Source organism: Aminivibrio pyruvatiphilus (assembly GCF_004366815.1).
In the GTDB taxonomy this organism is placed as follows: Bacteria; Synergistota; Synergistia; order Synergistales; family Aminobacteriaceae; genus Aminivibrio; species Aminivibrio pyruvatiphilus.
Map to the genome: position 1 here is coordinate 1 of NZ_SORI01000024.1, position 22697 is coordinate 22697.

General features: G+C 57.9%; 25 protein-coding genes. 24 read left to right on the top strand and 1 reads right to left on the bottom strand.

Features of this window, described 5'->3' with window-relative positions:
• Window positions 1-352 precede the first annotated feature (352 nt).
• The 13 genes from upp to C8D99_RS13175 all read left to right on the top strand — a co-directional run bounded on the left by upp (window position 353) and on the right by C8D99_RS13175 (window position 12420).
• Window positions 353-1453 (top strand): uracil phosphoribosyltransferase, encoded by a 1101-nt coding sequence (gene upp, locus C8D99_RS13115; RefSeq protein WP_133958959.1) that lies wholly within the window; start codon window positions 353-355, stop codon window positions 1451-1453.
• Between the two features lie 9 nt (window positions 1454-1462).
• A complete protein-coding gene (locus C8D99_RS13120) occupies window positions 1463-2356 on the top strand; it encodes a glycosyltransferase family 4 protein (protein WP_243833943.1) in 894 nt (297 codons plus the stop codon).
• 67 nt (window positions 2357-2423) lie between these two features.
• Window positions 2424-3548: a non-hydrolyzing UDP-N-acetylglucosamine 2-epimerase gene (gene wecB / locus C8D99_RS13125; protein WP_133958960.1), complete on the top strand. Its 1125-nt coding sequence runs from the start codon at window positions 2424-2426 to the stop codon at window positions 3546-3548.
• Window positions 3549-3606: 58 nt separating this feature from the next.
• Window positions 3607-4929, top strand: a complete 1323-nt coding sequence (gene murA, locus C8D99_RS13130) for a UDP-N-acetylglucosamine 1-carboxyvinyltransferase (RefSeq protein ID WP_243833944.1) — start codon at window positions 3607-3609, stop codon at window positions 4927-4929.
• Between the two features lie 132 nt (window positions 4930-5061).
• On the top strand, window positions 5062-5814 hold the full coding sequence (locus C8D99_RS13135; protein ID WP_243833946.1) for an Asp23/Gls24 family envelope stress response protein: 753 nt from the start codon (window positions 5062-5064) through the stop codon (window positions 5812-5814).
• Entirely contained in the window at window positions 5811-6437 is a 627-nt protein-coding gene (locus tag C8D99_RS13140; protein ID WP_133958961.1) for a uracil-DNA glycosylase, read from the top strand. Before C8D99_RS13135 ends, C8D99_RS13140 begins: the two co-directional genes overlap by 4 nt.
• Window positions 6434-7135, top strand: coding sequence for a polyprenyl diphosphate synthase (gene uppS, locus C8D99_RS13145; RefSeq protein WP_133958962.1), 702 nt, complete (start codon window positions 6434-6436; stop codon window positions 7133-7135). The genes C8D99_RS13140 and uppS overlap by 4 nt, the downstream gene beginning before the upstream one ends.
• A gap of 4 nt (window positions 7136-7139) precedes the next feature.
• A complete protein-coding gene (locus C8D99_RS13150; protein ID WP_243833947.1) occupies window positions 7140-7943 on the top strand; it encodes a phosphatidate cytidylyltransferase in 804 nt (267 codons plus the stop codon).
• Window positions 7940-9124: a 1-deoxy-D-xylulose-5-phosphate reductoisomerase gene (gene dxr / locus C8D99_RS13155; RefSeq protein WP_133958964.1), complete on the top strand. Its 1185-nt coding sequence runs from the start codon at window positions 7940-7942 to the stop codon at window positions 9122-9124. Before C8D99_RS13150 ends, dxr begins: the two co-directional genes overlap by 4 nt.
• Complete coding sequence (rseP, locus tag C8D99_RS13160; protein WP_133958965.1) at window positions 9125-10159, top strand: RIP metalloprotease RseP; 1035 nt, start codon at window positions 9125-9127, stop codon at window positions 10157-10159.
• 4 nt (window positions 10160-10163) lie between these two features.
• On the top strand, window positions 10164-11231 hold the full coding sequence (gene ispG / locus C8D99_RS13165; RefSeq protein WP_133958966.1) for a (E)-4-hydroxy-3-methylbut-2-enyl-diphosphate synthase: 1068 nt from the start codon (window positions 10164-10166) through the stop codon (window positions 11229-11231).
• 36 nt (window positions 11232-11267) lie between these two features.
• Window positions 11268-12218, top strand: a complete 951-nt coding sequence (gene argF / locus C8D99_RS13170; protein WP_133958967.1) for an ornithine carbamoyltransferase — start codon at window positions 11268-11270, stop codon at window positions 12216-12218.
• 25 nt (window positions 12219-12243) lie between these two features.
• Window positions 12244-12420 (top strand): TFIIB-type zinc ribbon-containing protein, encoded by a 177-nt coding sequence (locus C8D99_RS13175; protein ID WP_133958968.1) that lies wholly within the window; start codon window positions 12244-12246, stop codon window positions 12418-12420.
• Between the two features lie 37 nt (window positions 12421-12457).
• Here C8D99_RS13175 and nikR read toward each other — a convergent pair whose 3' ends face one another.
• Window positions 12458-12865, bottom strand: a complete 408-nt coding sequence (gene nikR / locus C8D99_RS13180; protein WP_133958969.1) for a nickel-responsive transcriptional regulator NikR — start codon at window positions 12863-12865, stop codon at window positions 12458-12460.
• A 73-nt stretch (window positions 12866-12938) separates the two neighbouring features.
• On the opposite strand from nikR, the gene C8D99_RS13185 reads away from it, so the two are divergent.
• The 11 genes from C8D99_RS13185 to mltG all read left to right on the top strand — a co-directional run bounded on the left by C8D99_RS13185 (window position 12939) and on the right by mltG (window position 22687).
• On the top strand, window positions 12939-13559 hold the full coding sequence (locus C8D99_RS13185) for a carbon-nitrogen hydrolase family protein (protein WP_133958970.1): 621 nt from the start codon (window positions 12939-12941) through the stop codon (window positions 13557-13559).
• 137 nt (window positions 13560-13696) lie between these two features.
• Window positions 13697-14449 (top strand): YebC/PmpR family DNA-binding transcriptional regulator, encoded by a 753-nt coding sequence (locus C8D99_RS13190; protein WP_133958971.1) that lies wholly within the window; start codon window positions 13697-13699, stop codon window positions 14447-14449.
• Between the two features lie 10 nt (window positions 14450-14459).
• Window positions 14460-14987: a crossover junction endodeoxyribonuclease RuvC gene (gene ruvC, locus C8D99_RS13195; RefSeq protein WP_274542688.1), complete on the top strand. Its 528-nt coding sequence runs from the start codon at window positions 14460-14462 to the stop codon at window positions 14985-14987.
• A complete protein-coding gene (gene ruvA, locus C8D99_RS13200) occupies window positions 14965-15567 on the top strand; it encodes a Holliday junction branch migration protein RuvA (RefSeq protein ID WP_166670190.1) in 603 nt (200 codons plus the stop codon). The genes ruvC and ruvA overlap by 23 nt, the downstream gene beginning before the upstream one ends.
• An 11-nt stretch (window positions 15568-15578) precedes the next feature.
• Entirely contained in the window at window positions 15579-16622 is a 1044-nt protein-coding gene (gene ruvB, locus C8D99_RS13205; protein ID WP_133958973.1) for a Holliday junction branch migration DNA helicase RuvB, read from the top strand.
• A gap of 3 nt (window positions 16623-16625) precedes the next feature.
• The gene (locus C8D99_RS13210; protein WP_133958974.1) at window positions 16626-16850 is read left to right on the top strand and encodes a DUF2905 domain-containing protein; all 225 of its coding nucleotides are present in this window, start codon (window positions 16626-16628) and stop codon (window positions 16848-16850) included.
• Window positions 16851-16875: 25 nt separating this feature from the next.
• Window positions 16876-18264: a SpoIID/LytB domain-containing protein gene (locus C8D99_RS13215; RefSeq protein WP_133958975.1), complete on the top strand. Its 1389-nt coding sequence runs from the start codon at window positions 16876-16878 to the stop codon at window positions 18262-18264.
• 14 nt (window positions 18265-18278) lie between these two features.
• Window positions 18279-19319, top strand: coding sequence for a tRNA preQ1(34) S-adenosylmethionine ribosyltransferase-isomerase QueA (queA, locus tag C8D99_RS13220; RefSeq protein ID WP_133958976.1), 1041 nt, complete (start codon window positions 18279-18281; stop codon window positions 19317-19319).
• Between the two features lie 15 nt (window positions 19320-19334).
• Window positions 19335-20645, top strand: a complete 1311-nt coding sequence (gene amrA / locus C8D99_RS13225) for an AmmeMemoRadiSam system protein A (RefSeq protein ID WP_133958977.1) — start codon at window positions 19335-19337, stop codon at window positions 20643-20645.
• Window positions 20642-21661 carry an AmmeMemoRadiSam system radical SAM enzyme gene (amrS, locus tag C8D99_RS13230; RefSeq protein WP_133958978.1) on the top strand — a complete coding sequence of 340 codons (1020 nt, stop codon included), beginning with the start codon at window positions 20642-20644 and terminating at the stop codon, window positions 21659-21661. The genes amrA and amrS overlap by 4 nt, the downstream gene beginning before the upstream one ends.
• The gene (mltG, locus tag C8D99_RS13235) at window positions 21662-22687 is read left to right on the top strand and encodes an endolytic transglycosylase MltG (protein ID WP_133958979.1); all 1026 of its coding nucleotides are present in this window, start codon (window positions 21662-21664) and stop codon (window positions 22685-22687) included.
• Window positions 22688-22697 lie beyond the last annotated feature (10 nt).

Below are 22697 nucleotides of genomic sequence, written 5' to 3' on the forward strand. Positions count from 1 at the left end.
ATATACATAAAAGAAGTATATCCGGAGAAAGGCAATCTGTCAATAGGGCAAAAACGCTAGGCACTACATTTCAATTTCCGGCTTCCTGATTTTCTAAACCCCCATGAACACTGCATTCCTTTTTTCAAAATCCTTGTTTTCTCGGAAAAAACGGCGAAGTCGGGAGACCGGAACCATTCAAAACAGAGCCCCTTTCCTTATTCGGGAAAGGGGCTTTTTGTTCACCTGCCGGGGGACTTTTCTATATGCCTTTCATTGGGCAAGTGTTATTATATCGGATGGAAAATATACCGCCGGTCCTGCTGACCTGCGTCAGGCTTTTTTGATCTTCAACGGGGGAGGAGATTTTAACATGAAAATTGCCATAGGTTCGGATCACGCCGCTTTTCCGCTGAAAAGCATCCTTGTTGCCCATCTCAGGGAGAAGGGATTCGAAGAAATACTCGACATGGGAACCGATACGGATTCCCTGCCCTGTGACTATCCGGATATCGCATTGAAGGTCGGTGAAATGGTTGCCCAGAGAAAAGCCGACCGGGGAGTTCTTCTCTGCGGGACGGGTGTGGGAATGTCCATCGCGGCGAACAAAATGCCCGGCGTGTATGCTGCGCATTGTCACGACGTGGAGACGGCGAGCATGAGCCGGCGGCATAATAATTCCAATGTGCTTACCTTGGGAGCCCGGATTCTTTCCCCCGAAACGGCGGTCGAAATCCTTGACGTCTGGCTTTCCACGGAATTTGAAGGGGACCGGCATTCGAGGCGCCTGAGCAAAATCGCCGATTACGAGCAGAAAATCTGCCCGAGCTGCTGTCTTTCCGACAAGGGCAAAACGGTCATATTCGATCACCCCCTCGTGCAGCACAAGGTCAGCATCATCAGGGACAAGAACACCTCGGTGAAGGAATTCCGGGAACTGGTCCAGGAAATTGCGGGGCTCATGGTGTATGAAATCACCAGAAATCTTCCCCTGGTCAAGATACAGGTCGAGACCCCCCTCGCCCTTACTGACGCCTACGCCCTGGAGGGTAAAAAACTGGCCATAGTTCCCGTTCTCAGGGCAGGCCTTGGAATGGTGGACGGCATACTCCAGCTTGTCCCGAACGCCAAGGTGGGGCACATCGGGCTGTACCGCGACCCGGAAACGTTGATGCCCGTCGAATATTACTGCAAGCTTCCCGGTGACATCAGCGAGCGGGATATTCTCATTCTCGATCCCATGCTGGCCACCGGCGGCTCGGCTTCTGCGGCCATAAGCCTGGTAAAGGCACGGGGCGGCAAGAAAGTTTCGCTGGTGTGCATCATCGCAGCACCTGAAGGGGTGTCAAAAGTGCACGGAGATCACCCGGATGTGGATATCTTTGCCGCGGCCCTTGACAGTCATCTGAACGACCACGGTTATATCGTGCCCGGCCTCGGCGACGCTGGAGACAGGCTTTTCGGCACAAAATAGGCCATTCCCGTGGAATTCGCGCTGAAGAATTTCTTTGTTGCGGCGCCGCTGCTCCTGCTCTGGGGGCTCTGTATCACGCCGCTTTCCATAAGCCTGGCGAATCGCTACCGCATCGTCGACCATCCCGGGGAGCGCAAGATTCACACATCGGTTACTCCCAGGGGGGCAGGTATTGTCCTCTGGCTCGGGTTCCTTCTCTGGTGCCTTTTCGCCGCAGGAGAACACCCGGTCGTCAGGTTTATCGGCACGGGGAGCACCATGGTCTTCCTCAGCGGATACAGGGACGACATGAAGAGCCTTGCCCCCCTTGTACGGCTTGGGATACACCTTTTGGCGGCGATCCTTTTCCTCGTGTCTGTACAGCTGCCTCCGGCGCACCTTGCTGTCTGCCTTTTCTGGATAACGGGAATGACCAATGCCTATAACCTTATAGACGGCGCCAACGGGCTCTGTCTGCTCATGTTCATTTCAGCGTGCCTCCTCTCCTCACCCCTCGGAAACACTACGGTTTTTCTCTCCCTTGCCTGCCTTGCGGGGGGAGTTCTGTACTGGAATTTTCCGAAAGCCAGGACTTTTCTCGGAGACGGCGGGACTACCCTTCTCGGCTACCTTTTTTCGTGCTTTTTCATCTACACCGTGGCCCCCGGGCTTGGAGCGGTAGGGGTAATCGAACTCCCCTTCCTGCTGCTTCTCGCCGGAGGCGTTCCCGTGGCGGATACGCTGTTTGCAATATTACGCAGGGTGTGGAAAGGAAGATCCCCCTTTCTCCCTGACAGGGGGCACATACACCACCGTCTCCTTGACAGGGGGATCACCCCCTTCTGGACGGTGGTCCTTCTTGCCTTTGTTCAGTGTCTTGTCGTCGGTTCAGGGGTGTTTCTCTTCACCGCCCGGCTGTCCTGATGCGTCTTCTCCCCGGAAACCGGAAGAGAAGACAGCCAACAACATGAAAGACGGAGCTGTTTCATTCATGACGAAAAAAATAGCGTGCGTAATTGGAACCCGACCTGAGGCCATCAAAATGGCCCCGGTAATTTCCGCTCTGCGGGAAAAAGGGCTGGATGTTACTGTTCTGGCCACGGGCCAGCATTCCTGGATGCTCGACCAGGCCCTGGCCTTTTTCGAGATCAGGGCTGACGTGAACCTTTCCGTAATGGAGGAGAGACAGTCCCTGGATCAGCTCACATCACGGGTGCTTCTCGGCGTGGGCGGCTTTCTGGACAGCTCTCCCCAGGATCTCCTGCTCGTTCACGGAGACACGACGACGACGATGGCCGCCACCATGGCCGCATTTTACAGGCATGTTCCGGTGGGGCACATCGAAGCAGGACTCAGGAGCGGCGATTTGAGACGCCCATTTCCCGAGGAAGCGAACAGGATCATCACCGACAGGCTTTCAACCCTCTGGTTCGCACCCACGGAAGGAGCTGCCGAAAACCTGCGGAGGGAAAACCTCCCGGTTTCTCCGGAGACCCTGTTCGTAACAGGCAACACCGTCATCGATGCACTGTTCCGGACCCTGAAGAAAAAACACACGCCGTCCCCGGACCTTGCCCCGCTGATCTCCGGTGACGATCCTGTCATACTGATGACCGCCCACAGAAGGGAATCATGGGGAGGCCCCCTGGAATCCATCTGCCTCGCCATGAAGGATATACTGGAGGCTGCCGGCAGTGTCCGCATCCTCGTTCCCCTCCACAAGAACCCATCGGTCAGGGATGTGATACAGCGTTTTCTTGCAGATGAGAAGAGGGTCATCCTGTGTGAACCCCTCGATTATCCTGATTTTGTATGGGCGATGAACAGAAGCTCTCTTATCCTCACCGACAGCGGTGGTGTGCAGGAAGAAGCGTCTGGGCTGAAAAAGCCCGTCCTTGTAATGCGGGATCTTTCCGAACGGCCCGAGGCCCTCGACACAGGGACGGCCCTTCTTGTGGGAACGGACCGTGAAACGATAAGAAACGCCACGGTGAGGATCCTCACCGACGGAGCATTCCGGGAAAGCCTGCTGAACCGGGGAGAAAACCCCTTCGGAGACGGAACGGCATCGCTGAGGATAGCGGACAGCATTCTCGGTTATTACGAAGGCCGTTAAAATCATGGTATAGTAGCTAATTATGATTTCCCACCAAAATTTCGGGAGGAATTGACCAGTGGAATCCAAGATGGAAATTATCGGCGGTAAACCCCTCAGGGGAGTTGTCGAAGCCCAGGGAGCAAAGAACGCCTCCCTTCCGGTTATGGCCGCCGCTCTTCTTCTAAAGGACAGTACTCTTCGTATTTCCAGGGTGCCCAACCTGCTTGACGTGAACACCATGGCCGACCTGCTCAGGAGTCTCGGCGCGGAGGTTTCTTTCAGCAACCACGACATGGAAATTCATACCCCGTCGGATATATCCTGGGAAACTCCTCCGGACCTTGTCAGAAAAATGAGAGCCTCATCCCTTGTCCTCGGACCCCTTCTCGCACGGTGCGGCAAGGCCGTCATGCCTCTGCCCGGAGGATGTTCCATAGGTAGCAGGCCCATCGACCTTCACCTGAAGGGGCTGACGAAGATGGGTGCCACCATAGAGCTTGTGCACGGGGCAGTGCACGCCCATACCAGCGGACTGACAGGCTGTCGCATTTACCTGGATTTCCCGTCTGTAGGGGCCACGGAGAACCTCATGATGGCCGCTGTATTCGCCAGGGGAGAGACGGTGCTGGAAAACACCGCGCGGGAGCCCGAGATATACAACCTTGTGGAGGCCCTGAAATCCATGGGTGCCCAGGTGGAAGCCGATGGAACCGGGGTTATCCGCATCCAGGGAGTGGACGCCCTTCAGAGTGCCGAGTCGAGGATCATTCCTGACCGCATCGAGGCCTGCACTTACATTCTCGCGGGGGCGGCCACCAACGGCGAAGTGACGGTGACCGGAGTCATTCCCAACCACATCGATTCCCTCCTCGCGAAACTCGAGGAGGCAGGAGCATCTCTTACGGTGAAGGAAAGCGAAGTTACCATTCATCCTTCTCCCAGATTGAAGGGAGTATCCCTCAAAACGCTTCCCTATCCCGGTTTTCCCACGGACCTTCAGCCTCAGGTCATGGCTGCCCTGTGCCTGGCCCAGGGGACCAGCGTGATCCAGGAAAGCGTTTTTCAGTCCCGGTTTCTTCATGTCAGCGAGCTGAACAAAATGGGAGCGAAAATTGACATTCAGAGCAACTCAGCCATCATCACCGGGGTGGACCGCCTTACGGGAGCGGACGTGGTCGCCACCGACCTGAGAGCGGGAGCCGCTCTTGTCATAGCGGGTCTCGCCGCAGTGGATTCCACCTATGTGTATCATCTGGGCCATATTTTCCGGGGATACGAGGAAATGGACAGAAAACTGACGGCTCTCGGCGCCGACGTCAGGGTTCTGGCGGGAGATTCGGGTGACGGCTGCGGAGCGGAGAAAAACGTCCGGGGAAGTTCTCCTGTTCTCGGTGGCTGAGACGGCCTTTTTTTCGGGGTAAACCGGGGGGATGTTTTATTGGCTCGTGAAATAAGATCCCCTGTATCCTCAGGCTGCCGCGTTATTGCCTTTGTCGGGCCTGCCGGCACGGGGAAGAGCCAGCGGGCGCAGATGGTGGCCCAGGAAAATGAAGTGGATTTCCTGATCGACGATGGTCTTGTGATCTCAAAAGGCAGGATAATGGCCGGAAAGAGCGCCAAATCCGAGCGGAACCTTGTACGGGCCATACGGAGAGCGCTCTTCCAGTTTCCCAACCACAGAAAGGCAGTCCGGGCTTTTCTCCAGAAGTCCGCTCCCTGCAAGATCATGATTATCGCTACGTCCATTTCCATGGCGGAAAAGATTACCAGGGCCCTTGAACTGCCGTCCCCCGAACTCATCATCGACATAACCGAAGTCGCCTCTCCCGAGGAAATCATCAACGCCAGGAGAGAACGCCATGAGAAAGGACAGCATGTCATCCCCGTCTCCAGGACCCAGTTGAGGAAAAATTTCGCCGGAAAGCTTGTGGGACACCTCAGGGGCCTTTTCAAAAGCGTGGACAGGGAAGACGGTGAGCGGACCATCGTGAGGCCGCCCTTCAGTTTTTTCGGGGCGCTTACCATCGACTCCACGGCCATAGAAGACCTGGTCCGGCACGTGGTGTCCCTGAGTCCGCAGATTGACGCGGTAAAGGATATTCGCGTGCGCTCGTCGGAGGATGAAATTTCTTTGGAGATAACCGTCAACGTGACGCCGGGGAAGTTCAATTTCCGGCAGCTGGGAAAAATGCAGCAAAAGCGGATCGCTTCCGCTGTGCGCTATTTTACCGGTATGGATATCGGAAGCGTTGATATAAGCATTTCGGAGGTGGTGTTGCCGTGACCTTTTTCCAGAGCAGCGCGGACAGGGACGAAGCCTGGGCGGAACTGCGGAAAAAAGTTGAAGGCTGCACCAGGTGCGGCCTGTGCTCTTCCAGGAAGAACACGGTCTTCGGGCAGGGCAGCCGGAAGACTCCCCTTGTGTTTATCGGGGAAGGACCCGGAGCTGAAGAGGATGAGCAGGGCGTCGCCTTCGTCGGAAAAGCGGGGCGCCTGCTGACCCAGATTCTTGCATCCGTGGGTATACGAAGAGAGCAGGTTTTCATATCCAACGTGGTGAAATGCAGGCCGCCTGACAACAGGGTGCCCGCCCCGGATGAGATGATGGCGTGCAGCCCCTTCCTGGAAGCCCAGCTGGCGCTTCTCCGTCCCAGGATCGTGGTTTGCCTCGGGAACACCCCGACGAAGTGGCTTCTGAGAACTTCCGAGGGGATCACCGCCCTCCGGGGAAGATGGTTTCCCTGGAGGGGAGCCCTTCTGCTTCCCATGTTCCATCCAAGTTTTCTTCTGAGAAACGAATCGCGGAAAAAGGGAAGCCCGAAAGAGCTGACCTGGAGGGACATCAATGCCGTCAGGGAGAAACTCGGTGAACTGGGAGCCCCGCTGCCGGAGGAGGGGGATCCATGAAGGCCTATCCCGTCCCTTCCCCCTTCCATGTTGCTCTCATCATGGACGGCAATGGACGATGGGCGAAGAAACGTTTTCTTCCCCGCCTTCTCGGTCACCGGGCCGGCGTAAAGGCTCTCGAAAGGACCGTCCGGGCCGCCTGGAACCTTGGGGTGACCCATCTTTCCGTGTACGCCTTTTCGACGGAGAACTGGAAGCGGCCCGAAATGGAGATCAAGGGGCTCATGAGCCTTTTCCGCTTTTCTCTCAGGCGGAAGGTTGACGAGATCAGGCGGGAGAATGTCCGGCTGCGGTTTGCAGGAAAGCGGGACAACCTGCCTGCCGACGTGGTAGAGCTTATGGACTGGGCTGAGAGGGAGACCGGTATGAATACGGGGCTCACTCTTGTGGCCTGTCTGAATTACGGGGGGCGGCAGGAAATCATTGACGGAGTGAACGCACTGATCGCCAAAGGCGGGAACCAGCCCGTTACGGAAGAGGACCTGGACGGAATGATGTATCTCCCCGACCTTCCTCCTCCGGATCTTATCATCAGGACGAGCGGAGAGCAGCGGTTGAGCAATTTTTGGCTCTGGCAGTGCGTTTACAGCGAATTGTATTTCACCGATGTCCTCTGGCCTGATTTCGGATCCGGTGATCTCGAAAAGGCCATTGCACAATTTACCTGCAGGGAGAGACGATATGGCACAGTCAAATGAAGCAATGAAAGAACTGTTGGTCAGGGGAGGTGCCGGGGCGGCCGTGGTGGCTGTCGTGCTGGGGGCCCTGTATGCCGGGGGGATGACATGGACGGTGCTCGTTTCGGTTCTCGCCCTTGTCTCCCTTGGAGAGTTCTACAGCATGCTTTCAAGAAAATTCAAGGTTTCCAGGGGAGTCGGCTTCATTGCCGGGGTGCTCATTCTTTTCACGGCTTCTGAAGGCATCCATCCCATCTCACTGGTACTCACCCTGAGCATTACGGCCTTCGTCATCCTTTTCGTGGAGATACTGCGGAGGCAGATCAAAGGGGAGAGCTTTGCCATCTGGAACATGGGAGGCACCCTGGGGGGCATCCTGTACATCGTCATTCCATGGACCTTCATGATCCTGCTTCGGAGGCTTCCTTCCGGGGCCATTCTCCTTTTCACCATGTTTCTCTGTACCTGGAGCTGCGACGTGGCAGCATACATTATAGGTTCAAAGTGGGGCAGGATCCGTCTGTGTGAAAACGTCAGCCCAAAAAAGACATGGGAAGGATTTCTCGGCGGGCTTTCAGCTGCTCTTCTTGCCGGCGTGGCCGTGGCGTTTATCCTTGAAACGCCCCCCCTTCCCTTTCTCTTCGTCGGCCTTATCTGCGGCGTGGCCGGCCAGATCGGCGACCTTGCGGAGTCGGTCATCAAGCGGGAAACCGGAGTAAAGGACAGCGGGAGCGTCATTCCCGGCCACGGCGGCGTACTGGACCGGTTTGACAGCATCCTTGTCAGTGGTCTCCTGGTTTACGTTCTTTTCGGGGTCATTCTCCGATGAAGAAAATACGTCTTTTTGTCATAGGTTGTACCGGAAGCGTCGGCAATTCCGTTCTTTCCGTATGCCGGACTTTCCCCGATTTTTTTGAAGTGCGCGCCCTGGCGGCCCATTCTTCCTATGCGGAAACCGCGAAGCTGGCCGGGGAATTTCGGGCCGACCGGGTGGTGCTTTCCGACCCTGAAGCGGCGGCGGACCTCAGAAGATCCTTCGACGGCAGCCTGAAGGTGCTCGAAGGTGCTGAAGCCCTGGAGGAGACAGCTTCAAGCCCCGACATCGACCACGTGGTCGTGGCATCTTCAGGAACGGGAGCCATCGGCGCCCTCATGGCAGCCCTGAGGAGCGGCAAGGATGTATCCCTGGCCAACAAGGAGAGCATCGTGGCCGCGGGGCGGTGGGTACTCCCCCTGATCGGACGGGAAGGACAGCTCAGGCCTCTTGACAGCGAACACAATGCGGTGTGGCAATGTCTGGCGGGCAGAAACTCCTCTTCTGTTTCGCGTATCGTCCTCACGGCATCGGGGGGGCCTTTCCGCACCTTTTCCCAGGAAGAACTGGAGGTGGTGACGCCTTCCATGGCGGTGCGCCACCCTGTGTGGAGCATGGGAGCAAAGATCAGCGTGGACAGCGCCACGCTGATGAACAAGGGGATCGAGATCCTCGAGGCCATGACGCTCTTCTCTCTTCCCGCAGAGAGGGTAGACGCCGTGATATGCCCTGATTCCTTCGTCCACGGCATCGTGGAGTTCAGGGACGGATCATTTCTCTTCTCAGCATCTTCTCCCGACATGCGCCTTCCCTGCGCTTCAGCCCTGTTTTATCCCGAAAGGAGCCCCTTCCCGCCCGTCCCGGTCCCTCTTTTGCAGGAGAGGACCATTTCCTTCCATCAGCCCGACGAACAGCGTTTTCCCTCACTTCGTCTCGCAAAGGAAGCCGCCCGTAAGGGAGGGGCTTTCCCGGCCCTCCTGGTGGGGGCCGATGAGGTGGCTGTGGACCGTTTCCTGGCCGGTGAGATCGGCTTTACCGGGATCCCCTCGGTGGTGGAATCGGTTCTTGAACAATGGAACGGACCGGCGCCGGCTTCTCTCGCCGATGCCCTGTATATCCTGGACGAAGGAAGAAGACTGGCCGCTTCGGTTTGCCGGCGGCTGAAAATTTCCCGTCCCCCAAGGAGATCGATCTGAATGGCGAGTCTGCTGTCTTTCCTTTTTGTCATAGGTATCTGCGTCGTGGTTCATGAATACGGACACTACATTACGGCACGGCTGTTCGATGTCCAGGTGCACGAGTTCGCCTTCGGCATGGGACCGGTACTCTTCCAGCGAAAGGGGAAGCACACCCTGTGGTCGGTCAGGGCATTTCCCGTGGGGGGGTTCGTCCGCCTGGCAGGGATGGAAGAAGAAAACGATGAAGAGACCGTCGAGCCGGGCAGGGCTTTCTACGACAAGGCTGCCTGGAAGAGGTTTCTTATTCTCGTGAACGGCTCCGTGGCCAATGTTCTGCTCGCTCTCCTCCTGACGGCTGTTTTTCTTACGGGGCACGGTGTGGTCAACCTCGAGGAAACGGTCATCGGAGAGGTCATGGAAGGGTACCCGGCCCAGGCGGCGGGAATCGTGCCGGGGGACCGGATACTCTCCGTCAACGGCACCCCTGTGGAGACCTGGAGGGCCATGTCCACCGAAATCCGGCAGGAAGCCCCCAAAGGTTCCGTTCTCTTTTCCGTCCGCCGGGGGGGGGCGGTAATTTCCATATCCGCGGTGATCCTTCCGGACAGGGAGCAGGGAATTCCACTTTTCGGAATCCGTCCCGGCATGAAACGGTTCCCCGTCGGGGAAGCCTTTTCCTCCGCCCTTTCGTACACGGTGAATATGAGCGTGGAGATGATAAGGGGAATAATACGGTGGGTATCCGGAACCGAGAAGGTTGACGTCACCGGGCCCGTGGGGATTGCTTCCATGGCCGGCGAAGCGGCGAGGAAAGGACTGTGGACTTTTCTTTCCTTCCTGGCGCTCATCAACCTGAACCTGGGTCTTATAAACCTTCTTCCCTTTCCCGCCCTGGACGGGGGACGGCTCTTCTTCACCGCAGGGGAAATGGTTCTCAGGCGACGGCTTCCCCCGAAGATCGAGAATTACATTCACATGACCGGCTTTTTCCTCCTGATCACGCTCATACTCTACATCACGTGGCAGGATCTCCTTCGCCTGTTCCGGGGGTAGGATCATGGCAGGAACGGTCATCATTGCCGGCCTTTCAATAGGAAGCGGCCATCCCGTGCGGGTGGAGAGCATGCTCAAGATACCCCTCTCCTCCAGGGAAGAGTGTCTCGAGCAGTGCCGTTCCCTTGCCTCCTCCGGCTGTGAGCTGATCCGGGCAGCCTTCCCCTCCCCGGATCTCGGAGGTGATCTTGCATGGCTGAACGAAAAATCACCTGTTCCTCTCATGGCGGACATCCATTTCGATCCCGCTCTTGCCCTGGCAGCCCTGGAGGCGGGAACGCCGTCCATCCGGATCAACCCGGGAAATATGGCCCGGGCCCGTCTCCGGGAGGTTGTCGCTTCTGCACAGGAGAAAAAGGCAGTCATACGGATAGGAGCCAACGGAGGATCACTGAATTCCGCCCAGCTGGAGAGAGCCGGCGGAGTCCGTTCTGACGCCCTCGCCGCGGCGGTGGAAGAACAGCTTCTGATTCTCATGGAGGAAGGGTTTGAGGATATAATATTGTCCGCCAAGTCCACTTCCGTCCATGAAACGGTCCGGGCAAACTCTCTTCTTGCCCTCAAATATCCGGGCTATCCCTTCCACATAGGAATCACCGAATCGGGATACGGACGGGACGGACTGGTGAAAAGCGCTGCGGGGCTGGCCCTGCTTCTCGGACAGGGGATAGGAAACACAATCCGCATCAGCCTCACCGAGTCTCCTCTCGAGGAAGTCCGGGCCGGATATTCCCTGCTCAGGGCCATGGACCTGAGGCAGAGGGGCGGAAGCCTTATTTCGTGCCCGACCTGCGGGCGGAAAAGGATCGAAGTCAGAAAGATCGCCGACCTGGTGACGCCCTGCCTGGAGAGTCTGCCTGACGGGGTGACCGTGGCCGTGATGGGCTGCGAAGTGAACGGGCCGCGGGAAGCCATGGACGCCGATTTCGGGATAGCCGGTTCTCCCCGGGGTGCGGTGGTTTTTTCGAAGGGGACTGTTTTGAAGGAAGTCCCCCTGGAGAGAGTGCCGGAACTGCTTGCCGGGATGGCTGAAGAAGCCTGCCGTTTGAAAGAAAAGCACGACAACCGATAAACACATCTGGATAAAAGGGAAAGGGGAAAGAGTACAATGCCGGTAAACCTGAAAGGAAAAAGCTTTCTCACGCTGATGGATTTTTCGAAGGATGAAATTTATTACCTCCTCGACCTTGCTGCGGACCTGAAGGCGAAAAAGAGGGCGGGAATACGGGGCAATGCCCTTCAGGGCAAGAACATCGCGCTGCTGTTCGAAAAAGCGTCCACCCGTACCCGCTGCGCCTTTACCGTAGCCTGCATCGATGAGGGGGCCCACCCGGAATTTCTCGGCAAGAACGACATCCACCTCGGCGGGAAGGAAGATGTAAAGGACACCGCCAGGGTCCTCGGAAGGATGTTTGACGGCATAGAATACCGCGGCTTCAAGCAGTCCATGGTGGAAGAACTTGCGGAATACGCCGGGGTTCCCGTCTGGAACGGCCTCACCGACGTGGACCACCCGACCCAGATCCTCGCCGACTTCCTCACCATACAGGAGAATTTCGGGCGGATCCTGAAGGGACTGCGTCTCGTGTATTGCGGCGACGGGCGGAACAACATGTCCAACGCCTTGATGATCGGATGCGCGAAGCTGGGAATGCATTACGTGATCGCCTCCCCGGCCTCTCTCTTTCCGGAGGCAGCCCTCCTGGAGCAGTGCAGGACAATAGCCGCTGCCTCCGGCGGCTCGGTCACGGTTTTCGAAGACCCCTTCGAGGCCGTGAAGGGAGCCGATGCGGTGTACACCGACGTCTGGGTTTCCATGGGCGAAGAGGAAAAGAAGAAGGAACGGGAAGCCCTCCTGAGACCCTACCAGGTTTCCATGGACCTCATGAAGGCCTCGGGAAAGGATGAAACCATATTCCTTCACTGCCTTCCCGCGGTCAAGGAGCAGGAAGTCACGGAAGAGGTGTTCGAGGCTCCCTTCTCAAAGGTATTCGATGAGGCGGAGAACAGGATGCATACCATAAAGGCGGTCATGGTCGCCACCATCGGAAATCAGTAATTTTTCCGGCAAGGGGGTGAGAGGAATGGAAAACACGCGGCTTTTCCGCTGCGCCTCCTGCGGAGAGGAGTTTCGCCTGGGAGAGGGAGAGCGTACTCTCCGCTGCCCTTCCTGCGGAAGCAAAGTGCTGATTCTTCTTGAGGGCGAAAGCCTGTCGAGGAGAAAGTGCGGAGGATGCTCGGGCGGTTCCTGTTCGACCTGAGGGGGACGATGAAGGGCAGCCGGCGGCTGCCCTTTTTTTACAAAATGGCGGAAATGGATATGTCGATGGTTTTGATTCCCCTGACCGAAGACAGGGCATCCTCAAAATTTTTGATGGTTCGTGCGTCTCCCTTCAGGACAATGCATTCCAGGCAGTTGTCATGGTCCACATGGACGTGGGTGGTGCAGATGATCGCCTCGCCGAAATCATGCTGCAGGGAAGTGAGGGATCCCGTGGCATCCTTGATGTGATGATCATACATGATGGTCACCGTGCCGAAAACGATGCCGTCCCCCCGGGACCACGTTTCCCTCGAAAGCCGTTCCCTGATGAGCTGCCGCAGGGCCTCGGACCTGTTCTGGAGTCCTTTGCCCCTGATGTAGAGGTCGAACTCCGACAGAAGCGACGCCGGAACGGCCACACCAAATCGAACGAGCGAATCCATTGAAACCCCTCCTGTTCGTCATGTCTCCAGGGAGTATAATAAACTGAAATTCCCTGTTTGGGGGAGGATCTTTTTGGATAATATTTTCTGCGTCAGACTTCTGCCCGGCAAGGGACAAAAAGGGCCGGCCCTGGGAGCCGGCCGGAACGGTGAAGCATGCCTTGTCCTGTCCCGGGGAGGCACTGCCGTTTCTTCGTCAGACTTCCCTGAAGCCTGCGCCTTTCTCGGGCCTGAAGACGACGGCGCCGTTATTCTCCGGGATGATGGAGGAAACGTATTGCACAGGTACAGGGGGATGCACGGAAAAGGGACCGGGTCCGGTTTTGCCCTTTTTCCTCTGGGCCGGTTTCTCTGCGGTCTTGCCACGGGACCGGACCTGATGGTTCCGGAACATGCCCGGTGCCTGGCCCTTGCCGGAACGAACCTGCTCCTGGCCTTCCTTCTCCCCGGGGAGAGCGGTCAGGCTCCCTTCGAAGCCGTTGCAAGAACCCGGGCTGCAGAAAACCGCATGTTCGTGATTCTGGCGGATTGTTCCGCTCGGCCTGCAGCCTTCGGTCCTGACGGGAGGGACGTGCTTTCGGTCCCCGCGGGGAACGGAGGGGCAGAATTCCGCCTTTCCGGGGATCTTCTTTCTCAGGTCGGGCACGAGCAGGTCAGGAGAAAGGATCTCTATTATTCCCTTACGGCCCTATGAGCGGAGGCTCTCTGTGCTACAATATCCAGGCGGTGAAGTCCTCCCGCCGGATTTTTTCCGGTGAGGAGGAGCGCCTTTTTCCTCCGGTTCCATGAAGCAGTGCAGTGATTCTTTTGATCTATAGAGGGGTGAGTTTCTTGTCCGGACATTCAAAATGGGCAAACATCAAGCACAGAAAAGCGGCACAGGATGCCAAGCGGGGCAATCTGTTCCAGAAACTCGTGAAGGCGGTTATCATCGCGGCCAAGGAGGGCGGCGGGGATCCCGCCATGAATATGCGCCTCAAGGCCGCCATTGACCGGGCAAAGGCGGCGAGTGTGCCGAATGACAACATCATAAGGGGCATCAAGAGAGGCACGGGAGAAATCGAGGGAGCCCAGTACGAGGAGATCACCTACGAAGCCTACGGCCCGAACGGAGTGGCCATCCTTATCGAAGTCCTGACGGACAACAGGAACCGGGCGGCTTCGGAAATACGGGCCCTGCTTACGAGAAACGGCGGTTCCCTCGGCGAGGCCGGCAGCGTTGCCTGGATGTTCGAGCGGAAGGGAACCATCGAAGTCGGCGGGAAGGATCTCGACGAGGAAGCCCTTATGACCGCCGCCCTTGAAGCCGGAGCGGAGGACCTCGAGCAGCAGGAAGAAGGCTATGCGGTCTACACCGATCCTGCGTCCCTTTCAGACGTAAGGGAAGCCCTGGAAAAGGCCGGCTATTCCATCGAACGGGCGGAAACGGAGATGGTCCCCAAGAACACGGTCCAGATCAGCGACCCGGAGAAGGCACGAAAGGTGCTGCGGCTCATGGACCTTCTCGAGGAGAACGACGACACCCAGAATGTCTACGGGAATTTCGACATTCCCGATGTAATTATGGAAAGCCTGGAAGGATAGAGAAAGACCATTGCTCAAATGTATCGGCATTGATCCCGGACTGGGAAGGATGGGTTTTGCTTCGGTGCTCCGAGAGGGACATGTTTTTCGCTCCCTTTCCTACGGCTGTATCGAGACCCCTCCCGGCGAAACCATCCCTGTCCGTCTGAATATGATCTATGAAAAACTCGGGGAGCAGATTGAGTGCTGCTCCCCGGATTTTATGTCGGTGGAAAAGCTCTTTTTCGGCAGAAACATCACCACGGCTGAGTATGTCTGGCAGGCGAGGGGAGTGGCCCTCCTATTGGCCGCGAAGTACAGGCTTCCTGTCTTTGAACCGAAGCCGTCCCAGATCAAGCTGGCCGTCTGCGGCTACGGAACGGCGCCGAAGGAGCAGGTGCAGAAAATGGTCCAGCGCATCCTGAACCTGGACTGCATCCCGAAGCCCGACGATGCCGCCGATGCCATTGCCGCCGCCGTTACCGGCTTTTTCCTTTTTTCAGAGGAGAAAAGGACCGCTCCGTCAGGAGGACGTCATGCTGCGATTTCTTTCAGGTAAGGTCGTTTCCGTTTCCGATGCACTGGTGGTTCTCGATGTGGCCGGATTCGGCTTTGAGCTTCTCTGCACCGGGAGAGCGGCCGCCATGTGCAGGGAAGGAGAGCAGGCCCTGCTGGTGACCCACCTCCAGTTTGCCGAGACAGGCCCCTCCCTGTTCGGTTTCGCCGACGAGCGGGAGCGGGGGCTCTTCCTGAAGCTCACCACGGTAAAGGGCGTGGGCGGGAAAATGGCCATGAACATACTCAAAGCCGCACCTGCGGACAGGGTGATCAACTGGATTGTTTCTTCGGATGTCGATTCTCTCGTAAAAATTCCGGGAATCGGCCGGAAGACTGCAGAAAGGCTCTGTTTCGAGATGCACCGCCATCTCGCTGGAGAGTTCGCCGATCCCGCCTTCGACGGAGTGTCCCATGAAGGACGGAGCCTTGACCTTGCCATGGAAGGCCTTCGCTCCCTCGGATTTTCCCAGGGTGATGTGGCGGCTGTTTTCAGGAAGCTGAAGAATGCGGGGGCAGTGGAAGAGGAATCCACGGCGGAGCAGCTCATCCGCATGGCCCTGAAAGAACTGAAGCGGAATTGAGGTGATTTCCTGTGACGGAGGAAAAAAGGCGTTTCCTTGATCCTGCCGACGGGACGGGGGAGGACGAGACATCCCTCCGGCCCTTGTCGCTCGGAGAATTTGTGGGGCAGGAAAAACTCAAGGAGAAGCTTTCCATTTTTATCCAGGCCGCGCGGCAGCGGGGAGAATCCCTGGACCACTGCCTGTTTTACGGCCCCCCCGGACTGGGAAAGACGACCCTCGCAAGCATCATCGCGAGGGAGATGGGGGGGCAGCTTCGGGTCACTACCGGACCGGCTCTCGAGAAGACGGGTGACCTTGCGGCCATTTTGTCGAACCTGGAACCCAACGATGTGCTGTTTATCGACGAGATCCACCGTCTCCCCTCGAACGTGGAAGAAATCCTCTACCCCGGAATGGAGGATTTTTCGCTGCACATCATCGTCGGCAAGGGACCCCTCGCGAACAATATCTGCCTAACCCTGCCGAAATTTACCCTCGTCGGAGCGACAACCCGGCTGGGGCTTCTTACCTCGCCGCTCCGCGCCCGTTTCGGAATCGTGGAGCAGCTTTCCCTCTACGACGAAACGGAACTGGCGGGGATCGTGGCCCGGGGAGCAAGAGTCCTGGGGATTTCCCTCAGGGAAGAGGCAGCCGCCGAAATTGCCAGGAGATCCCGGGGAACTCCCAGGATCGCCCTCCGGCTTCTGCGGAGGGTGCGGGACGTGTCGGAAGTCCGTGGCCTTGTCTCTGTGGACGGCGCTGTCGCAGTGACGGCCCTCGACATGCTCGGACTCGATTCGAGCGGCCTGGACGAGGGGGACCGAAGAATTCTGAGGATCATCGTCGACCTGTTCGACGGCGGGCCGGTGGGTCTTTCGACCCTTGGAGCGGCCCTGAACGAGGAAGTCCAGACGATCGAGGATATTTACGAACCGTACCTTATCCAGCAGGGTTTTATCGAAAGAACTCCCAGGGGAAGAAAAGCCACGAGAAACGCATGGCTCTACCTCGGGAAAAACCCGCCCGCAGAAAAGCAGGAACAGTGGCAGCTTCAGTTTTCGGAGGAGGAATAAGCCATGTCGGGAACAGGAAGGCTTCTCATGGCCGCCGGAGCGGTTCTCCTTGCCGCAGGGGCCCTTCTCTACGTCCTGGGCACGATTTTCCCCATGCTCGGGAAGCTTCCCGGAGACATTGCCGTGACGAAGAAAAACGTCACAGTCTTTTTTCCGCTGACCACCATGATCATTGTCAGCGTCGTCCTGACGCTGATCCTCAACCTGATTGCCAGGTGGATAAAATAACAGAAGAACGACTGGAGGTTGCCCCATGCTTCGAACACTTCGAGTTCCATTTGCTGTCCTGATCTTTCTCTTCATCCTTCTTCCGTCCTTCCGGGCCGATGCAGGAATGGTGTCGGTGGGACTTTCCATCGGCCAGTCCGCGGTCAGGATCTCCTCGGCGTCGGTCATGACTGCCGCTGACGGGGCCGGAAAGCGTCACTCCATTGGAAGCTCCGCCGAATTCCGGGCTGCCGGCGCAGGGACGGTATCGGCAGGGAACCGCTCTTTCCGGCTTCCCGTCACCATTTCGGGAAAAGCCCCTCTCTCCTTCAACGGAAGGCGGTACAGGGGAACCTTCAGGATTATTTCCTCCGGGTCGGGGATTACCCTGGTCAATGTGCTCGATCTTGAGGAGTACCTGAGGGGAGTCCTCAAGATGGAAATCAATCCCGCCTGGCCCATGGAGGCCGTGAAGGCCCAGGCCATTGTTTCGAGAACCTACGCCCTGAGAAGCATGCGGCAGAACAACGGAAAGAACGGGTTCGACCTGCGGGATTCGGTCCTTTCCCAGGTGTACCGCGGAATCAACGCCGAGGACAAAAGGGCGGACCAGGCAATCTCCGCTACCAGAGGCATCGTGGTGTTCCACGGGGGCAACCTTGCCTTCACTCCCTTCCACTCGGACAGCGGGGGCGCCACCGCGGACGTGACCGCCGTCTGGGGAGGCTCCATGCCCTACCTCCGCGGTGTGAACGAACCCTATCCCCCGTCCTCGCCGAACGCCCAGTGGGAGGTCCATCTTTCCGCCGCCCAGGTTGAGGACGCTCTCCGCCAGGCCGGAGCCGATGTGGGACCTCTCCGGGATCTCCGCATAGGCGAGACCGATGCTTTCGGCAGGGCCAATACCCTGGTGGCCGTTGGAGCCAGGGGCACCCAGACGGTGAAAAGTCATGCCTTCAGGATGGCTGCCGGCAGCACTGTAATCAAGAGCACATCTTTCACCATCACGTCCAGGGGAGGGGCCCCCACCCCTTCCATGCCCCTTCCCCTGCCTTCACGGACCCCCCCGCCCGCAGCAGGGGGAGGAAAGGATGTCCCCACGTCGAACACTCCCATGTCTGCCGCCGAGGAACGGCAGCTCACAGCCCTCACCGAGCAGGGGGTTTTCAATGCTGAAGAGCTGATGGATATGCTCCTGAACCCGGAAAAGCGGAAGGGATACCTTATCCGTGCTCTCAGGACCAGGAGACCGGAGACACCCTCCCAGCCTTCGGTTCCCTCATCGCCTTCAGGGGGATTCGTCTTCCGCGGCAAAGGCTGGGGTCACGGGGTCGGACTTTCTCAGTGGGGGGCGAAAACCCTTGCCGAGAAGGGCTGGGATCACAAAAAAATCATCCAGTTTTACTTCCCCGGGGTCACCCTCGGAAAAATGTAGCGGGGTGCTTCCCTTTGGACCTTTTCGACCTCGCTTCGTACGGTTACCTGCTGCCGGAAGAACTCATCGCCCAGAACCCGGCCGAACCGAGAGACTCCTCCCGCCTCATGGTCCTCTCCAGGGAAAGGGAGGAAATTCTCCACAACACCTTCGCGTCGCTGGGAGATTTTCTGGATGAAGGCGACCTCCTTGTTCTGAATGACACCAGGGTGATTCCCGCACGGCTTTTCGGCTCGAAAAAAAACGGCGGAGGAAGGGTGGAAATACTGCTTCTCAAGGCACTGGACGCCTCCTTTTTGCAGTGGGAGGCCCTGGTGAAGCCAGGAAGGAAAAATCCTCCGGGGACGGGGATTTTCCTCGCCGACGGGACGGAAATACTTGTCGGAGCCAGGGGCGGGGAAGGTGTCCGAAACGTGGCCTTTCCGGCCGGTACGGAGGTGCTTCCCCTCCTGGAGCGAATCGGGGAAACCCCTCTTCCGCCCTACATTACCTCGTCCTCCGCTCCCCGTTCGTCCTACCAGACGGTTTTCGCCAGAACGGACGGCTCTGCGGCAGCCCCCACGGCGAGCCTTCATTTCACCCCCGGGCTGCTCGGGGAACTTCAGCGGGAAAGAGGCGTCCGCCTCGGCTGGCTCACTCTCCACGTGGGGCTCGGCACCTTCCGCCCGGTAAAAAGCGGGGACATAAGGGAACACAAAATTCACGAGGAATATTGCTTTCTTCCCGCAGAAACCAGAAAACTCATCCTCGAAACGAAACGGAGAGGGCGAAAAGTGATCGCCGCCGGGACCACCGTGGCGAGAACCCTTGAATCCCTGGCCGGAGAGAACGGTTCCCTGGAATCGGGCGAGCGGATGACCCGGCTGTTTATTTATCCGGGGTACAGGTTTAAAATTATCGATGGGCTGATAACGAACTTCCATCTTCCAAAAAGTTCACTCCTTATGCTGGTTGCCGCGTTCGCAGGATATGAATTCACCATGAGGGCCTACGGAGAGGCGGTTTCCCGGAGGTACCGTTTTTTTTCCTTCGGAGACGCCATGTTCATTCGGTAGAAAGAGGTGAACCGTATGTGGTCATGGGAATGCTTCACTCCCCATCCTCCGGTGCTTGTGCCCCAGGTGGGAAGGGGAAGGGAAGAGGAGGCCCGGCAATCGGCCGGGGCCATGAAGAAACTCGGCCGGATCCTGGGAGGGGAAATGCCTTCGCTGCTCCTGATTCTCTCACCCCATGCCCCTTTTGCAGGAGGAATCACCTTTTCCGTGGCGGAAAGCTACGGAGGAGATTTCTCCATGTTCGGCGCTCCGACCCCGCAGTTCACTTTTCCCGGAGACCCGGACAGGGGCCTTCGTCTTGCCGCGGAACTCTCCCCGAGATTCCCGGCGGTTGTCTCCAGGAAAAAGAAACTGCTTCTGGACCATGGAGCCCTCGTTCCCCTGAGCTTCCTCTCTGCAGAAGACAGAGGAAGGCAGCCGGGAATCATCCTCGCGAACCCCATAGGTCTTTCTCCTTCCGGGGCCTTCGAACTCGGAACGTTCCTCGCTTCACTTGCCGGCGAAGATCAATGGGGACTTGTGGCCAGCGGGGATCTTTCCCACAGGGTGACCAGGGAGGCTCCGGCAGGCTTTTCCCCTGCAGGGGCCCGCTTCGACAGCCTTGTCGTGGAAGCGCTCCGGAAGAACGACCCTTCCGGGCTTCTCAGGCTGGATGCCGGCGAGATAGAAGAGGCCGGTGAATGCGGACTCCGGTCGGCCCTTGTTTTTTTGGGGCTTGCCCGGAAAAGGAATGTCCGTTTTCTTTCCTACGAAGCCCCGTTCGGTGTAGGGTATGCCGTAGCCTTCGCTCCGCTCCATGCTGCGCCGGACCTGGCGAGAAAGGTGCTGGAGACATTCTTTGCTGAAGGGGAGGAACGGGCGAGAGAAGAAGCGGCGCACCTTTCCGACCTGCCCGAAATGGCCGAAAGAGCGGGCTGCTTCGTCAGCCTGAAGAAAAAAGGAGATCTCAGGGGCTGCATCGGGACAATCCTTCCCAGGAAAGCCGGCCTTGCCGAAGAGATTGCTGAAAATTCCCTCTCCGCTGCTTTCGAAGATCCAAGGTTCCCTCCAGTTGAACAGAGGGAACTCGAAGACATCTCCATATCCGTGGACATACTCTCCATCCCGGAGGCAGTACCTGACACCGCCCTTCTGGACCCGAAAAAATTCGGTGTGATCGTGGAGAAGGGCGGGGCCAGGGGCGTGCTCCTTCCTGACCTGGATGGTGTTGATACCGTGGAAACCCAGCTGTCCATTGCCGCCCGCAAGGCGGGGATAGCCGACTGGCGTACAGCGGCGGTCAGGAAATTTTCCGTCCGGAGGATCAGGGAGATGGGGCGTCCATGACGAAGGGGTTCCGGACCGCGCTCTGGTGGAGACGGGAACAGGAGAGTATCCGCTGTCTTCTATGCCCTCACTGCTGCCTTCTCGCCCCGGGAGAAACAGGAAAATGCCGTGCAAGAAGGCATGAACGGGGAAGAGGGCTCATCACACTGAATTACGGGAGAATATCCTCTGCGGCGGTGGACCCGATTGAAAAGAAGCCCCTCTACCACTGGAACCCGGGAACGGCCATCCTGTCCCTGGGAACGGTGGGGTGCTCCATGGACTGTCCGTTCTGCCAGAACTGGCGTATCGCAGGGTGGGATCCGGCTCTTTCTCTCGCCTCAATGGAACCGGAGGGCGTGGTAGCCTTGGGTGCGAAAACGGAAAGCAGGGCCGTCGCCTTTACTTACAACGAACCCCTGGTGTGGTTCGAATTTCTTCTCGATGCTTCCCGGGCTCTTCGGGAAGCGGGAAAGTCCACGGTGATCGTGAGCAACGGAATGATCCTTCCGGAACCTCTCGGCGAGCTTCTTCCCTTTCTCTCGGCGGCCAACATAGACCTGAAGGCTTTCACTCCGGAGGCGTACGGTGTCCTGGGAGGAAACCTGGAGGCTGTAAAAAACACGATCCGGACCCTCATCACCGGCGGTGTTCATGTGGAGGTCACCTTTCTCCTGGTGCCGGGCATAAACGACGACAGGGAGGCCTTCGGCCGCATGGTCCAATGGCTCGCTTCCCTGGAACCCCGGCCTGTTCTTCATGTCTCCAGATACTTCCCCGCAAGGAAATGGACCGTACCGCCCCCGTCGAAGGAGATGGTGAGGGAGTACTGCACCCTGGCCCGGAAGGAGCTTCCCTGGGTCTATTCCGGCAATACGGGTGAGCGAAGCGAAACGAGGTGTCTTTCCTGCGGAGGTCTTCTTCTTGCCAGAAGAGAATATTCCATAATCGAGAACAACCTTGACCCAAGCGGAAGATGCGTGGCGTGCGGCACGCGGTCGCAGATCATCATAACTGAACAACCTGGAGCTGATTGAATGAAAAAACGACTTTTCCTTGTATTCCTTGCTCTTGCAGCCGCTGGGGCCCTCGGGTTCGCCTACCGGACAGTCTACTATCCGGCGGAATGGTGGCACGAATATCTGCCCGCCGGTGAGGGTGAGCCGGTCCCCGTCCTTGTACGGCAGGGCATGAACGCCAGGAGGGCGGCTGAGGAGTTCGAATCCGCCGGGGTCCTGGAGGGAGGAAACGCTTCCGACCTGGCGAGGTGGATGACCCGGTTTTCCATCGACCGTCGGCTGAAGCCGGGAATGTACTCCATACGAAGGGGATCTCCCTGGGAAGTGGCCAGGCAGCTTGAAAAAGCCGAGCCCTCCGTGTCGTCCTCCACCATCGTTCCGGGCACGGATGTTTTCTCCTTTTCCGGAATTTTCACCCCCCCTCTTGCCCCGGAGACCATGGAGAAGATCCTCGCCAGGAATGACCTGTTCCCGAAGGAGATTGCCCCCCTGCTGCCCCCTGAGGCGGAAGGCCGGCTGGCCTTCCTTCTTCCCGAGACGGTCCACACCGCTGAAAACAGCGGGGAAGAGGTCGTATCGTCTGCGGCACGGCTGTGGTGGGACAGAATAGGCTCTCATATCCCCGAGGAAAAGAGAACGGCGGAATACCTCCTTGAAATGGCAGTCATATCCTCCCTCATAGAAAGAGAGGCCCTCTGGGATGAAGAAAGGCCTCTCATCGCCGGAGTCATTGAAAACAGAAGGAAGAAGAAAATGCCTCTCCAGATCGACGCCACAGTGGTGTATGCATGGAAAAAAGAGGGAAGAAACCTGACCCGTGTGCTCTACAAAGATCTGGAAATCGATTCTCCCTACAACACCTATAAAATCCCGGGGCTTCCGCCGGCCCCCATCTGCATTCCGTCGGAAAAATCGTGGCTCGCGGCCCTCAGCCCTGAGAAGACGGAATATTTTTATTACGTGGCCGGGCAGGACGGAAGGCATCTTTTCTCCGAGACTCTCAGCGGACATCAGCGGAACATACGGAAGGTGCGGGGCAAATGACCTCTCCCGG

Excerpts from the sequence above, each read along its gene's own strand:
- C8D99_RS13135 (WP_243833946.1), top strand. The coding sequence starts at position 5,062 with ATGGTGGCCCAGGAAAATGAAGTGGATTTCCTGATCGACGATGGTCTT.
- amrA (WP_133958977.1), top strand. The coding sequence starts at position 19,335 with ATGTGGTCATGGGAATGCTTCACTCCCCATCCTCCGGTGCTTGTGCCC.
- C8D99_RS13150 (WP_243833947.1), top strand. The coding sequence starts at position 7,140 with ATGAAAGAACTGTTGGTCAGGGGAGGTGCCGGGGCGGCCGTGGTGGCT.
- uppS (WP_133958962.1), top strand. The coding sequence starts at position 6,434 with ATGAAGGCCTATCCCGTCCCTTCCCCCTTCCATGTTGCTCTCATCATG.
- argF (WP_133958967.1), top strand. The coding sequence starts at position 11,268 with ATGCCGGTAAACCTGAAAGGAAAAAGCTTTCTCACGCTGATGGATTTT.
- ispG (WP_133958966.1), top strand. The coding sequence starts at position 10,164 with ATGGCAGGAACGGTCATCATTGCCGGCCTTTCAATAGGAAGCGGCCAT.
- mltG (WP_133958979.1), top strand. The coding sequence starts at position 21,662 with ATGAAAAAACGACTTTTCCTTGTATTCCTTGCTCTTGCAGCCGCTGGG.
- wecB (WP_133958960.1), top strand. The coding sequence starts at position 2,424 with ATGACGAAAAAAATAGCGTGCGTAATTGGAACCCGACCTGAGGCCATC.
- dxr (WP_133958964.1), top strand. The coding sequence starts at position 7,940 with ATGAAGAAAATACGTCTTTTTGTCATAGGTTGTACCGGAAGCGTCGGC.
- nikR (WP_133958969.1), bottom strand. The coding sequence starts at position 12,865 with ATGGATTCGCTCGTTCGATTTGGTGTGGCCGTTCCGGCGTCGCTTCTG.
- rseP (WP_133958965.1), top strand. The coding sequence starts at position 9,125 with ATGGCGAGTCTGCTGTCTTTCCTTTTTGTCATAGGTATCTGCGTCGTG.
- amrS (WP_133958978.1), top strand. The coding sequence starts at position 20,642 with ATGACGAAGGGGTTCCGGACCGCGCTCTGGTGGAGACGGGAACAGGAG.
- C8D99_RS13175 (WP_133958968.1), top strand. The coding sequence starts at position 12,244 with ATGGAAAACACGCGGCTTTTCCGCTGCGCCTCCTGCGGAGAGGAGTTT.
- ruvA (WP_166670190.1), top strand. The coding sequence starts at position 14,965 with ATGCTGCGATTTCTTTCAGGTAAGGTCGTTTCCGTTTCCGATGCACTG.
- C8D99_RS13210 (WP_133958974.1), top strand. The coding sequence starts at position 16,626 with ATGTCGGGAACAGGAAGGCTTCTCATGGCCGCCGGAGCGGTTCTCCTT.
- C8D99_RS13215 (WP_133958975.1), top strand. The coding sequence starts at position 16,876 with ATGCTTCGAACACTTCGAGTTCCATTTGCTGTCCTGATCTTTCTCTTC.
- upp (WP_133958959.1), top strand. The coding sequence starts at position 353 with ATGAAAATTGCCATAGGTTCGGATCACGCCGCTTTTCCGCTGAAAAGC.